General features: G+C 62.3%; 11 protein-coding genes. 5 read left to right on the forward strand and 6 right to left on the reverse strand.

The genetic code is table 11. The features are described from left to right. Positions 1–80: 80 nt before the first annotated feature. Positions 81–1,265, reverse strand: coding sequence for a sulfate adenylyltransferase (gene sat / locus H7841_03460; GenBank protein MEO5335941.1), 1,185 nt, complete (start codon positions 1,263–1,265; stop codon positions 81–83). 160 nt (positions 1,266–1,425) lie between these two features. Further along, entirely contained in the window at positions 1,426–2,706 is a 1,281-nt protein-coding gene (locus H7841_03465; protein MEO5335942.1) for an alpha-glucosidase/alpha-galactosidase, read from the reverse strand. A 211-nt stretch (positions 2,707–2,917) separates the two neighbouring features. Here H7841_03465 and H7841_03470 point away from each other — a divergent pair, with 211 nt between their 5' ends. Next, positions 2,918–3,316, forward strand: coding sequence for a hypothetical protein (locus tag H7841_03470; protein ID MEO5335943.1), 399 nt, complete (start codon positions 2,918–2,920; stop codon positions 3,314–3,316). 4 nt (positions 3,317–3,320) lie between these two features. Here H7841_03470 and ald read toward each other — a convergent pair whose 3' ends face one another. Then, complete coding sequence (gene ald / locus H7841_03475; GenBank protein MEO5335944.1) at positions 3,321–4,445, reverse strand: alanine dehydrogenase; 1,125 nt, start codon at positions 4,443–4,445, stop codon at positions 3,321–3,323. 63 nt (positions 4,446–4,508) lie between these two features. On the opposite strand from ald, the gene H7841_03480 reads away from it, so the two are divergent. From H7841_03480 to H7841_03495, 4 genes are all read left to right on the forward strand, one after another. Then, positions 4,509–5,804 (forward strand): aminotransferase class III-fold pyridoxal phosphate-dependent enzyme, encoded by a 1,296-nt coding sequence (locus H7841_03480; protein ID MEO5335945.1) that lies wholly within the window; start codon positions 4,509–4,511, stop codon positions 5,802–5,804. Between the two features lie 236 nt (positions 5,805–6,040). Next, positions 6,041–6,505 (forward strand): preQ(1) synthase, encoded by a 465-nt coding sequence (gene queF, locus H7841_03485; GenBank protein MEO5335946.1) that lies wholly within the window; start codon positions 6,041–6,043, stop codon positions 6,503–6,505. Positions 6,506–6,515: 10 nt separating this feature from the next. Continuing rightward, the gene (locus H7841_03490; protein ID MEO5335947.1) at positions 6,516–7,256 is read left to right on the forward strand and encodes a class I SAM-dependent methyltransferase; all 741 of its coding nucleotides are present in this window, start codon (positions 6,516–6,518) and stop codon (positions 7,254–7,256) included. Between the two features lie 102 nt (positions 7,257–7,358). Then, a complete protein-coding gene (locus tag H7841_03495) occupies positions 7,359–10,772 on the forward strand; it encodes a restriction endonuclease (GenBank protein ID MEO5335948.1) in 3,414 nt (1,137 codons plus the stop codon). On the opposite strand, the gene H7841_03500 is transcribed toward H7841_03495, so the two are convergent. Genes H7841_03500 through H7841_03510 form a run of 3 tightly spaced genes read right to left on the reverse strand, consistent with a single transcriptional unit; the run spans position 10,762 to position 13,993 of the window. Beyond that, positions 10,762–12,369 carry a glycosyltransferase family 4 protein gene (locus tag H7841_03500; GenBank protein ID MEO5335949.1) on the reverse strand — a complete coding sequence of 536 codons (1,608 nt, stop codon included), beginning with the start codon at positions 12,367–12,369 and terminating at the stop codon, positions 10,762–10,764. The genes H7841_03495 and H7841_03500 overlap by 11 nt on opposite strands. Positions 12,370–12,373: 4 nt before the next feature. Beyond that, the gene (locus H7841_03505) at positions 12,374–13,033 is read right to left on the reverse strand and encodes a glycosyltransferase (GenBank protein ID MEO5335950.1); all 660 of its coding nucleotides are present in this window, start codon (positions 13,031–13,033) and stop codon (positions 12,374–12,376) included. 12 nt (positions 13,034–13,045) lie between these two features. Further along, the gene (locus H7841_03510) at positions 13,046–13,993 is read right to left on the reverse strand and encodes a tyrosine-type recombinase/integrase (GenBank protein ID MEO5335951.1); all 948 of its coding nucleotides are present in this window, start codon (positions 13,991–13,993) and stop codon (positions 13,046–13,048) included. Positions 13,994–14,120 lie beyond the last annotated feature (127 nt).

Consider the following 14,120-nt stretch of genomic DNA (forward strand, 5'->3'; position numbering starts at 1 on the left):
AGGCCGACGCGCGCGCTTCAGACACGAATAGGGGAGGAGCACCGGCCCCTCCCCTTCGCAAAGCAGGTCCGAAGACCCTATTACTTCTTCAGCCCGGCGTAGTAGGCCTGCAGGACCTTGACCACTTCGGGGCGGCTGAATTCGGGCGGGATGTCCTCGCCCTTGGACAGCATCTCGCGCTGCTTGGTGCCGGAGATGTTGACCTGGTCTTCCTTGCCGTGCGGGCAGGTCTTGGCGGTGGCCATGCCGTAGCACTTCTTGCAATAGAACGTGATGTCGATCTTCAGCGGCTTGGTGTCCATGGCGCCCGGCCACAGGGTGTCGAAGATGTGCTGGGCATCGAACGGGCCATAGTAGTCGCCGACGCCGGCATGGTCGCGCCCGACGATCAGGTGCGAACAGCCGAAGTTCTGGCGGATCACCGCGTGGATCAGGGCCTCGCGCGGGCCGGCGTAGCGCATCTCGATCGGATAGCCGGCCTGGATCACCGTGCCCTTGACGAAGTAGTTGTCGATCATCGTCTGGATGGCGACGGTACGGGTCTCGGCCGGAATATCGCCTTCCTTCAGCTTGCCCAGCACCTGGTGGATGAACACGCCGTCGGTGACTTCGACCGCGATCTTCGCCAGGTGCTCGTGGGAACGGTGCATCGGGTTGCGGGTCTGGAAGGCGGCCACGGTGGACCAGCCCTTTTCCGCGAACATGGCGCGGCTTTCGGCCGGGCGGAAGTAGAGCCCCTTGTACTTGGTGGGATACTCGCCTTCGGACAGCGCCATCACGCGCCCGCCCAGGTTGACGGCCTTCTGACCCATGACCTTCTGCACGCCGGGGTGCGCCATGTCGGCGGTGCGGAAGACGTGCTCGCACTCGAACTTCTTGTCGGCGTCCGAAAGCTCGTACTTCTCGGTCACCGTCATGACGCCCATGATCTCGCCGTTTTCCTCGTCGACCAGGGCGACTTCCTCGCCGTCGCCGATGGAATCGGCCAGGGCCTTGTCCGCCGAAAGCGTGATGGGGATCGGCCAGAACAGGCCACCCGCCATCTTCATGTCGGCGCAAACGCCCTTCCAGTCGGCCTTGCCCATGAAGCCGTCGAGCGGCGTGTAGGCGCCCATGGCGAACATGATGACGTCGGATGTCTCGCGGCTGGTCATCGGAACCTTCTTCAGGTTCTGAGCCCGCTTGATTTCCTCGGCGCGCTGGACTTCCGGATAAATGAGAGGCTTCAACTCACCGCCGCCGTGCGGCGCAACCAGCTTGGACATGATGTCTCCCCTAGCGAATTGGTAGCGTCTGAATTCCCAAACTTGACCCGCCCGCCACCGCGATTCGCGGCCTCCTCCGGCGGTCGGCAGGACGGTTTTACCAGAACCCTCCGCCCCCGACCACCGTTAAATTACCAATTGCTAATAAACAGGAAGACGGTCAGACGCACTTGCGGATATAGGGCTTGTTGATCTCCCAGAGTTCGTCCAGCAGGGCGGCGGCGGCGGTGGTGGAATTGATGACGGGATCGACCAGCAAGGCCTGGAGCGCCAAGTCCTTGTCGGCATGCACGGCGGCCTCGACGGCCAATTGCTGTACGCTGGCCTGCTGCAGGAGCAGCTTGGCGATGGGATCGGGCAAAGGGCCAAGGGAGACCGGATGAACACCGCCCGCGTCGACCACGACCGGCACCTCGACGGCCAAGTCGGCGGGCAGGTTGGGGATGGCGCCCTGGTTGTAGACGATGGCCGATTCGACGACCCGGTGCCGGTTGTTGAGGATACCCTCGATCACGTGGACGCCCCGTTCTCCCGACGAGGTCAGCCAGTCGCCCGGCAGGGGCTCGTCGCGGTCCAGCACGCCATCGAGGGCCTTCTTCAGGCTGGCGCGGTTGCCTTCGTCCCAGGTGAAGTCGTAGCCGTGCTCGCCCCCCTCCCAGCCGAAGGCCACGTACTCGCCCATGTGGTCGTCGCTGCAGGTCGGCCAGTGGCCGAAGGCCTTGAGCAGTCGGCGCGACAGAGGCATGTGCTTGGGATCGTGGGATTTCTCCTTCTCGCGCAGCAGGGGATAGAGATCCTCGCCGGTCGCCTTGTCGCGCAGTTGCAGCACCCACTGGAAATGGTTCAGCCCGGCCGCCCAGACGTCCAGGCTGAAGAAGTCGCGCCCCAGCACGTAGGCGATGTCGCCGGTGGACATGAAGATGCCGTGGCAGAGCCCGATGGTCTTGACCTTGGTGTATTTGTTGAGGGCCAGAACGATGCGGCTTTCCGGGTTGGAGAAGTTGATGAACTGGGCGTCGGGGCAGAGTTCCTCGATGTCGCGGGCGAAGTCGAAGACCAAAGGCAGGGTGCGCAGGGTGAAGAACAGTCCGCCCGGCCCGCCGTTCTCGCCCAGGGTATGGCGGATGCCGTGCTTCTTGGGGATGGCGAAGTCCTGCTTCCACAGCCGGTTGCGGTCGATGGCCACCGAACTCATCACGAACCCGGCCCCGTCCAGGGCGGCGCGGCGGTCGGCGGTCTTTTCGATCTTCATCCCGGTGCCGGAGCGAGCGTTCATGATCTCCGCCAGCCGGGTCATGCGATCCAGGGCTTCCGGATTGCTGTCGACCAGGGTCAACGTGCTGCCGGCCAGGTCCCTGCACAGGAACAGGTCGCGGAACATGCTGAGCCCGAAGGACATGCTGCCGGCGCCGATGAAGACGATCTTGGTGGTGTTGGCCATGGTTCGCCTCGCGGACTGGAAGGGGAAAAGTCCCCTTCCAGTCATCTCCTATTTCGTATCGCCATTTCAAGGGCGAGCTTCGCCGGGGCAGGGCGAACCCGATTACCCTGGACGGGAGATGGGGTTGTCTTTATATTAGAAATCCGGGATATAAAAGGGAATGCGCATCGCCTACGGGAACGGGCGCGGCCGGAGAGGCGGGGAGTCGCGAATGTACAGAAGAGTCAACAACAGCCGCTATGTGGTCTTTGGCATCGGCGGCATCGTCCTGGTGATGAGCGTCTTCACCTGGGTGATGTACGGCATGGCCCAGCGCGTGGTCACCATGACCGAGGTGATGCTGCAAATGGGCAACAACGTGCAGATCATGACCGACGTCCAGAAGCAGATGGCCGCGGACATCAACGGCATGAATGTCTCGATGATCCACATCGACGAGAAGATGGGCCGCATGGACGCCTCGATAAAGCGCATGACCCAGGACGTCACCGTGATGGCGGCGAACACCAGCAACATCACCGCCAACATGGCCCGCATGTCCTGGGACCTGGGGCGGACCACCCATATGTTCTCCTCGCCGATGAACTACATGATGGGCATGGTGCCGTAGTCCGCTACGGCATCAGCATCTCCGTCGCCTCGACATAGTCGCCCATCAGCCCCAGCCCTTCGGCTACCGGGCGACAGGTTAGCTTTCCCCGCGCCACGTTGAGTCCGGCCGCCAGGTGCCGGTCTTCCTTCAGCGCCCGCCGCCAGCCCTTGCCCGCCAAGGCGAGAACGAAGGGCAGGGTGGCGTTGTTGAGCGCGTAGGACGAGGTGTGGGGCACCGCGCCCGGCATGTTGGTCACGCAGTAGTGCACCACGCCTTCTTCCAGGTAGGTCGGATCGGCGTGGGTGGTGGGGCGCGAGGTCTCGGCGCAGCCGCCCTGGTCGATGCTGACGTCGACGAAGGCCGATCCCGGCTTCATGCGCCCCATCAGGGCGCGCGGGATCAGCTTCGGCGCCTCGGCCCCCGGCACCAGCACGGCGCCGATGACCAGATCGGCGTCGACGACGTAGGATTCCACCGTCTCGACGTTGGAATGCACGCACTTGAGCCGGCCCTCGAAGCGTTCCGCCAGATGGCGGAGCCGGTCGGTGTCGCGATCCAGCACCGTGACGTCGGCGCCCATGCCGACGGCGATCAGGGCGGCGTTGGCGCCCACCACGCCGCCACCCAGGATGGACACCTTGGCCGGGGCCACGCCGGGTACGCCGCCGGGAAGGATGCCTCGCCCACCCTGTTCCTTTTCCAGGCAACGGGCGCCGGCCTGGAGCGCCATGCGTCCCGCCACCTCGGACATGGGGGCCAGCAGCGGCAGGCCGCCTTTGGACGATGTCACGGTCTCGTAAGCGATGCAGACGGCGCCGCCGGCCATCAGGTCGCTGGTCTGGGCCGGATCGGGGGCGAGATGCAGGTAGGCGAAGAGGACTTGCCCTTCCCTCAGGCGGCGCCGCTCGTGGGGCTGGGGCTCCTTGACCTTGACGATAAGATCGGCGCGGGCGAAAACCTCCTCGGCCGTGTCGACCACCTCCGCCCCGATGGCCAGGTATTCGGCGTCCGGGTGGCCGATGCCGCCGGCGGCGCCGGCTTCGACGATCACCCGGTGGCCTGCCGCCACCGCCTCGCGCGCGCTGGCCGGCAGCAGGCCGACCCGGTACTCGTGGACCTTGATCTCCTTGGGGACGCCGATCAACATGGGGAACCTCCTGTCCCATGATTGGCCTTGACGGGCCTTCGTTCAAGGCCCTACGGAAAAGACATGAGCAGCAACAGCCTTGCCGAACACTGGATGCCCTACACGGCCAACCGCGACTTCAAGGCCGCGCCGCGCCTGTTCGTCAAGGCGGATGGCGTCTGGTACACCGACCACGCGGGCCGCCGGGTGCTCGACGGCTGTTCGGGCCTGTTCTGCGTTCCGGCCGGCCACGCCCGCCGCGAGATCGCCCAGGCCATCCACGACCAGGTGCTGGAGATCGACTACATCTCCCATTACCAGATCGGCGCGCCGCCCGCCTTCGAACTGGCCCGCCGCCTGGCCGCGCTCACGCCCGGCGATCTGAACCGGCTGTTCTTCACCTCCTCGGGCTCGGACGCGGTGGACACGGCGCTGAAGATCGCACTCGCCTACCACCGGGCGCGGGGCGAAGGGCGGCGGCTCAAGGTGGTGGCGCGCGAGCGGGCCTTTCACGGCGCCACCCTGGCCGGTACCACCCTGGGCGGTCTGGTCAACAACCGGCGCGCCTTCGGCATCGAGATTCCCGGTGTTCTGCACATGCGCCACACCGGCCTGCCCGCCAACGCCTTTTGCCGCGGCCAACCGGAGGAAGGGGGCGACCTCGCCGACGACCTCAAGCGCTTCATCGACCACCATGGCGCGGAAACCATCGCCGCCTGCATCGTCGAGCCCATCGCCGGTTCCACCGGCGCCCTGGTGGCGCCCCGGGGCTACCTGGAACGCCTGCGGAGCCTTTGCGACGAACACGGCATCCTGCTGATCTTCGACGAGGTCATCACCGGCTTCGGCCGAACCGGTTCCGCCTTCGCCGCCCAGGAATTCGGCGTCGTCCCCGACATCGTGACGATGGCCAAGGCGCTGACCAACGGCTGCATGCCCATGGGCGCCGTGGCAGTGCGGGAGGGCATCCACGACGCTATTGTCGATTCCGCACCGGCGGGCGCCATCGAGTTCTTCCACGGCCATACGGCTTCCGGCCACCCGGTGGCCGCCGCCGCCGCCTTGGCGACGTTGGGAATCTATGAAAATGAAGGCCTGTTCGCCCGCGCCGTCCGTCTGTCCCCGATCTTTCTGGACGCGGTTTTCGGGCTGCGGGACCTGCCGGCGGTCAAGGGATTGCGGGGCCAAGGGATGATGGCCGCCTTCGATCTGGCGCCTGGGCGGGGCGTCGGGGCCATGAAGGCCCTGTTCGACGCCGGCCTGCACGTCAAGTTCACCGGCGATACCGGCATTCTCGCCCCGCCCTTCGTCATCGACGAGGACGGCTTGGCGCGGATGGCCCACATCCTGCGGGACGTCCTGGAAAAAACCGAGGCCTGAGCGCCTTCCCCGTGTCCGGCGTCGTCCGGACCCGCCATGTGGTTTCGCCTCCAAAAAAACCAACCGGTCGGGTTCTTTGCGTGACGTCTTGGCTGCATGTATATATCGTGTGAAAATGTTGTATACGCATACAACATATTGATTTCGTGTGCAGGTGCGAGCCTCGTTCGATTCGGTCGGTCGCGGGGGGCATGTTTTCCCTGGGAATTCTTCTGCGGCGGCGGCATTCTGGGGGCATGAGTGAAACATCGGCTCCGCGCCTTGCCCAACTGGGCGCCAGGATCGACCTGCCGGCCTCGCCCGAGGCGGCGGTGCTGGAATGCGTGCCCAATCCCCATCCCGGCGAAACCTATCTGGTGCGCTTCACGGCGCCTGAGTTCACCTCGCTCTGTCCCGTGACCGGACAACCGGATTTCGCCCATCTGGTGCTGGACTACGTACCGGCCGGGAAGCTGGTGGAAAGCAAGTCGCTGAAGCTCTACCTGGGAAGCTTCCGCAACCACGGCGGCTTTCACGAGGACTGCACCCTCGCCATCGCCAAGAAGGTCCGTGTGGCCGCGGGGCCGCTGTGGCTGCGCATCGGCGGCTACTGGTATCCGCGCGGCGGGATTCCCATCGACGTGTTCTGGCAGTCGGGGCCGCCGCCCGCCGGGCTGTGGCTGCCCGACCAGGGCGTGCCGGGCTACCGGGGGCGCGGGTAAGGGCGGGACCATGTGGACCGACGCGGTCGACTTGCGGGACTTCTACGCCACCAGCCTGGGGCGGGTGGCGGGGCGGGTCATCGCCAACCAAGTGCGCCAGATATGGCCCGACGTCAAAGGGATGAACGTCCTGGGCCTGGGCTTCGCCACGCCCTTCCTCAACCCCTTCCGCAACGAGGCGGCGCGGCTGCTGGCGGCCATGCCGGCCCAGCAGGGCGTGCTGCCCTGGCCGACGGAGGGGCGCAACCTGACGACCCTTGTGGACGAAGCCGACCTGCCGTTTCCCGACCTGTCCATGGACCGGGTATTGCTCGTCCACGGCCTGGAATGCGCCGAACCTCTGCGTCCCATGATGCGCGAGATCTGGCGGGTGCTGGCCGGCGGAGGCCGGCTATTGGTGGTGGTGCCCAACCGGCGCGGGCTCTGGGCCCGTTTCGAGCGCAGCCCATTCGGCCACGGCCGGCCCTATTCATCGGGCCAGCTTTCCCGCGCCTTGCGCGATTGCCTGTTCACCCCGGCCCAGTCCTACCCGGCATTGTTCGTCCCGCCCTTGCGCTCGCGCACGGTTCTGAGTACGGCCCGCGCATGGGAAACCCTGGGTCAGCGCTGGTTCCCGGCGTTCGGTGGGGTAGTGATGATCGAGGCCACCAAACAGATCTACGCCGGCCACCTCGCCACCCCCCTGCCCAAACGCGCCAAGGGCTACCTCCCTTTAGCGCAAAGACGCACGACACCGCAGGCGAGGGGGTAGGCGAGGCGATTCGTAATCAGCCGTTGATTGCTGATGACACATATAATATACCATGCGATGGAGTTTAGGGTATGTATGAAAGATAACTAAGAATTATCGAAGATGGAAGGTCACATTTACAGTCCTCAGGACCTACTGGATATGCGGTGGGACCGTTTTGAGACGCTGGTCGTTGATACGATCCGTCAATTATACGGCCAATACCAGATTTCGACCGAGCAAACGTCGCTTAGCCATGATGGCGGCCGGGATGCAGAGTCCCATCATGTGCTGGCGATCGGACTTGGCGAAGACCTTTCTGTGAGCGTAAGAGTATTTCTCGAGGTAAAGAAAAGATCGACCGAAAATGTTGGCAAAGGTGATATTGGATCTCATCTTATAGACGCCTTCGCCAACAAAGTAACGAAGATCATTTTCGTCACTAATAGTGATTTTTCAGAAAATTTACCTTTGTGGATTGGCGCGTTTTGCGCACCGCTTAATATTCAGTTCAGCTTGATTAATGGCGTACGCCTTATTAAACTGTTAAACAACGAGATTGGAAATCCACAGGTTCCAGATAGGACAGTCGATGATCAGATCATCGGCAAGGTAACCTTCTCGCTTTCTCCAACCGATGCGCTTCCGAGCAGCGCCAAATGCATGGTACGGCCTGATCGGCCAGTTTTTGCCATCATTGATGTCGCCATCGGTGAAGACGTGGCGCCGTTCTATGCCAAATTATCCATGAGGCTGATCGATGAGGACGCGGCCTCGATATTCGGCATAAATGACACGCAGTCACAGCCAATTCTCCTGTCTCCGGGCACACGCCGGCGCTGGGTTTTCGCCATTTGGCCTGGCCTGGCCGGACACTGGGACGGCTGTGATTTCAACATCGACCAGGAAGGTTTCCCGAGCCCGTTACGGCTGTCGGTCATCAATTCCTTCCAGGTCTCTGAAATCGGCCTTCAGCCGATGATGGTCGGTGGTCAGAAGACCGCCTACAAGCAGATCCAATCCGCATTGAATACTTGGCGCAACACTGGTGGAAGCGCCCTTCGCATATTGCTTTCCCCCGGCGGTTTAGGCAAATCGTTTCTGATCGGATGCCTTAGGCGGGATATCCAGTCATGGGGTATCAGGACGTTGATGCTTGATGGGGAAGCCATCGAGTCGGATACGGCACTGATAACGGCTAGCTTCACCACCTTGTTTCCGTTTGCACGCAACTCTTTCGAGCCGGGGCTGAAACCAGCCCTGCTCCGCTGGCTGGAATGCTTGGATCTGTCGCCGCAGCTACGCCGGCTCGTTGCCGATGATCTGTGTGATTCCGGCAGGTTACGGGCCGATAATTACAATCCGGCTATTCGGGCTCAATTATTGGCGGCCCTTCTCGCCGAGGCCGGAGCGGCACGGGGCCTGGTATTCATTTTCGAAGACCTTCACAAGGTTCCTCCCTCTGTTTTGTCCCTGCTGGCGGACACGCTGCGCCAACTCCGCTCGACCGGAATGGGCAACATCTTCCTTTTGCTGACATCGCGTCCGTTCTCTGACAGCGGCACCCACGATCTTGCTCGCGACTGGCTGCAGCGGCTTCAGAAAATCTCGGCGCTGGCCGAGGATGCGCTGCTGCATTTGCGCCCCCTTCAAGACGATGAAGCCCGGCAGCTTCTGCGCAGCACGGTGCCCACTCTGTCGGAGGCGCAGACTGAAAGCATTATCCAGCAAGTGGGAACATCGCCGTTCAATCTTCGAGAAGCGGTTCTTTATCTGAAGCTGTTGGGGCTTTTGGGATATGTCGGAACCGGGCAGACCCCGGTTCTTTTACGGCCGGACAAGTTAAACGCGCTGCTTGGTCATGACGGGTTGAAAACCACCACGCAGAAAAGACTGCAGGTGTTCTTTAAGAACCAACCCTCATGGCTGCAAAAGATGGTTGAGGCAGGCGCCTGTTATGGTCGTCAGTTTCCATTCCGGGAGACCGCCGCCGTCGCCCTCATGCCGGACAGCGAAGACGCACTGGACGCTTTGGATGAATGCGCTCGTTGGAGCATCGTCCTTCCGGTGCCTGGCTGCGCTGAGTTGATCGAATTCGACCATGATCTGGTGCGCGCGGCCCTGCTGAGCGGATTGGCTCCGCACAAGCATCAAAGACTGGCCAGTGGATTGCTGGCCGAGCTGGAAGCTGACGCCGACGCTTTGCTGCTGTCGTCGCTTGCTTATCAGGCAGGCCAGGCGGAAAAGGCCTTCACCTTCGCCCGAACGGCTGCCAAGGCTGGCAGCGAACGGGGGCGTCCTGCGGATGCATTGCGCGCCAACTACATTGCATTACTGACACTCGATCCGGCATGGGCGAGCCAGAATGAGGGGGATGACAGCTGGATTGATCTCGCGATTCAGGTCGCAGCTCCGGCTCGCCGCGACTTCGACAATTGGCAGGCACGCGACCGTGAGGCGCTGGCAATCCTGCTGGATAATCTTCAAAGCCTGGGAAGCGTCTCGTCGGGAAGTGGACGATTGAGCGATGCCATCCTCAGCGAAGCGAGAATGGTCGCCGAACGGCTGCAAGACCATGGATGCATTGCCGCTCTCACGGCCATGCAGGGGCGAATGCTGTTCGAGCAAAATGACGTCGCCAAGGCCTTGGCTCACCATGAAGAGGCCGAGCGGATTTTCAACGAACAGGGGCTGATGCGAAATATTGAGCGTGCTGAAAATCTGATCCGATTGGCGATCTGCCTTCGACAGAACGGGCGCACGGAGGATTCCTTGAACGCCCTTGGCCAGGCAATCAGTCATCGGCCGAAAGCCGCCTGGTCACTGCTGAACAAGGTCCGCTCGAACCTGGGAGCCATTTATCTGCGATCAGACTGGACCGTCGTACGCTATCACTGGGAACGGCAGCTCCGCTCTGCCAGGGTCCACGGCCTGCTGTCGCGCCAGGCTCATGCCCTTGCCAGCCTATCCTTTATCAACCTGTTTGACGGGCGTTTAGCCGAAGGCCGCCGGCAGGCAGAGGAAAGTCTTCTGATCGCCCGCCGACACGAGATGGAAAACACCGCGCTGCGGTGTGATCTCAACCTTTCCGTTGCCTGGCTGATGGAGGGCAATGCCGAAGCGGCACTGCAATGCTTGGGCGAAGCGGAAGCCATTGCTTTGCGGCATAATGTCGGCCGCCGTCTCTGGCGGGTATATGCCAATCTCGCCACCACCTGGGAGATACTGGGTGATGACGCCAAGGCGGTCGCGCATGACATCCAGACACTGACCTGCCTGGATGCGACCAATTGGGAAGCGGACAGGATTGCCCGTCATGGGCGCGAGCTTCTGCCATTGATCAATCTTGCGTCACGCACTCTGGCGAATCCAGACACTTATGGGGCTGCATTGGCGCTGATGAATCCCGCATGCCGTGACGGGTTGCTTCTGCTGGCGCAAAACCTGGAAGATGGTCAGGCCACCGTCTTATCCCCCGTCAATCTGAAATATCGTGTCCCGATCTATGGGCGTCACCGTTTCCTCATCACCGAATGACGACTTTGCAGAAAGCCTCTTGGTAGCTGGCGAGCAGTTGCATATCCCATGACCGGATACGCCAATCCCCGCGGGCAAACCGCCATTGAGCGTTGAACAAGGGAAAAATCGCCATCCACAGAGCGCCCAGGAACAGGTCCTCATCGCTTTTCGCCAATTCGGCCAAGCGGCAAAGCATGGCATAGGGGGATGGGGATGACTGGTGGGCATGCTGGTCGTGGAACCAATGCGCAAGATCGTGCGGCCCCGCATAGAAACCGGCATGATCAAGATCGCAAACAGCCGGACTGCCATCAAGACGACGCATAAGATGTTCGCGTTTCATGCTGCCGTGCTGGAGACGCGGCAAGACACGCGACAATGGCCGACAATGGGCAAGAAAGCGCACAAGCCCCTTCGCGCGCAGGGCGAACTCGGGCGGAAACGACCACGCATCTCGCTTCAACGTTTCCTCAAGGCGGAATAATTCCACCTGCGGATGGCATTTGCGCAAGCGCAGCCGCCCCCCTTTTAAGCATTGAGCACTTAACTGTGCGGCTGCCCGGTCGAACTGCTGCACGGCTTCCTGCATATCGCTGGCCACCGACATGCCGTCCAGGGCGGACAGATAAGCCGTTGCCCCATCATCCTTCACCACGAACAGAGTCTGGAACTGCCGGGAAGCGGCCATCATGAGTTCCTCAGCTACAGCCGGCTCGGCTTCATGATCTTCCAGCAGTTTCTCCTGGACCAGCAAACCTGCTTCCTCGTCCGCCGCGACAACACGTGGGGCAACCGGCACTGCCGTCAGAAGGCAAGCCATCTTCACCCGCTCCGGGGCGATGGGGGGGGCATCCATCTCAAGCGGGCTGGGCACCAGACAGGTCAAGGAGGGAGGGCGCTCTTGATGAATCTTGAGGAAGAATTCGCCTTTCTGCGATGAGATAAGGAAGCTGGGCGTCGGACTGGACGAGACATCTTTCCAGCTGTCGATCCGCCCTCCCAACAACCTCTCCACCAAAGGCCGGCGAGCCTCTATCAGGTTATCATTGATGGATAAGGTTGCCCCGGGAAGCGAGGGATCGCTGTTCGACGGCGCCAGAAGTTCCCCGTAAAGCCCGAGATAGCGTTCCGCCACCGCATCGAGTGAAAAACGATCCCGACTCCACAGCGCGGCGTTGTTTCCCATCCAGCGGCCCAAACGGTCGTTTCTGACAAACTGCGCCAGGGCGGCAGCAAGTCCTGGCGCATTCAGCCGATCCACCAAGTAACCGTTCACGTCATGGGCAATGATGTCCTGAAGCCCTCCCGTCCTGGTGGCGACCACGGGCGTTCCGCACATCATCGCCTCAACGGCGACCATTCCAAACTGTTCGCGCAAGGAGGGGAGACAGACGACGGTACTGCGGCTGTAGATTTCGGGCAGGGAATAACCATCGACCCGGCTCCATATCTCAAATCGGCCGGCTTCGATGGCATGACGTATATTTTCCGTAGCACGCAGCAAGGTGTTCTCAAGATCGGCCGCCTCTTCTGCCGTTCCGCCGACAATGCGCACGCGGAATGGCGGAAGATCCACCGATAGCAAAAGCTCCACCGCATCAATGAAAACAGCCAAGCCCTTACGGGAATCGACCAGTCGTCCGACGTATGAAATCGTCGGCACTTTCCGGGCGACGGCTAAATATCTGGGAGTCGATTCCATAGGGGATGATTGAAACTGATTGTGGTCTGACATCAGGATACAGCCTCTCTAACGCATCTTTCTCGTTACGGCTCACGCATATGAGGGTGTCGGCCTCGTTGAAAACACGCCGCTCCCAAACATCCCTGACGCCATCGAAACAAGAGGCTTCCTCTCCCAGCTCGATGCGGGTCCGCCCCAGTGAAAGCAAGTGGTGGACATGGCGTCGAGCAATAACGGGGACCAGTCCGATGCCAACGGCACCAGACAGCCAGTTGCTGGTTTGAACGATATCGAAGGTCTTCCCTGAAAGCAGACCGGCAAGCGCATCGGCAAGTTCGTCCCGCAAACTTCCCATTGAATGGTGGTCCATTTCCGTCGGGCTGCCCACTTCCAGCCGATATAGACGGCAAAGGGGGCCTAGCTCCTGTATCCGCGGCTTACACGAGCTATTCAACCGAGTGACAATGGTCAGGTCATGGCCACGACGCACGAATTGTCGAGATAGGTCGAAAAAGAAGGCATGTGAGCCCCCGAATCGCCCTGCGCCTGGTGGGTCGAAAGGGTCATCAGTAAGGGTAAGCAGCAAAATATCCATCTTCGATAATTCTTAGTTATCACTCCCCCCTCTCCTCCTCACGGCCCCCTCCATCACCTCGCGGAGGCTGGTGTCGCTGACGTGGGTGTAGATTTCGGTGGTGGCCAGGTTGGCGTGGCCCAGGAGTTTCTGGACGAAGCGGATGTCCACTCCCGCCTCGATCAGGTGGGTGGCCGCGGTGTGGCGGAGCATGTGGGGCGTGATGCGGCGGGTAAGGCCGGCGTCCTCGGCCGCGCGGCGCAGCAGGATGCGCACCGTCTGCGGCGTGGCGGTGGCGCCGCCGGAGGTGAGGAACAGGCGCTCGCCCAAGGGGCCCGTGGCCGGGCGTGCGGCCACATAGGCCCGCAGCAGGCGCCGGGTGGGTTCCTCCACCAGAAATGCCCGGCGCTCGCGGTTGCCCTTGCCGATGATCCGGATGGTGCCGTCCTCCAGGTCGATGTCGCTCAGATGCAGTGCCGTCAATTCCCCCACCCGCATTCCGGTCGCGTAGAGCATCTCCACGGCCAGCCAGGCGGTCAGGCGTTCGAATCCGCCGGGCGAAAGGCGGGCCGGCCGGCCGGGAGGAGGAAGGGGCAGACGCAGCGTCCGGAACAGGGCCGCCATCTCGCCACGCGTCAGCCCGCGCGGCAGCCGGCGGGGCAGGCGGACCTGAAGGTCCAGGCGGTGGAAAGGGCTGGCCGGAATCTCGTCCTCCAACTCCAACCAGCGGTACATGGCCTTCAGGCAGGCGATACGGCGCTTGGCGCTGGCCGGCTTGAGGCCGCGCCGGTCTTGCAGATGTTCCAGATAACCGCGCAGATGCTCGCGGTCGCAAGCCGCCAATGGCCGGTCGGGCCCCGCGTAGGCCCGGTATTCCTCCAGGTCCTGGGCGTAGGCCCGTAGCGTGTTGGCCGACAGGCCCTTGGCCACGCGGCAATGGCGCAGGAAGGCCGCGCAGGCCTCCGCCACCGTCTCTGTCATCGGTCCCCCCCCTCAAGGAGTTTTGGGAGACGCTACACCATTCGCGGGAGGAATGTTACCTATGTGCAAGTGAATTTGCGCGGGCCTCGGCAAGAGCCACGGGCGCCCGGACCGGTGGGCGGAGGTA

This window comes from Magnetospirillum sp. WYHS-4 (assembly GCA_039908345.1).
GTDB lineage: Bacteria > Pseudomonadota > Alphaproteobacteria > Rhodospirillales > GLO-3 > JAMOBD01.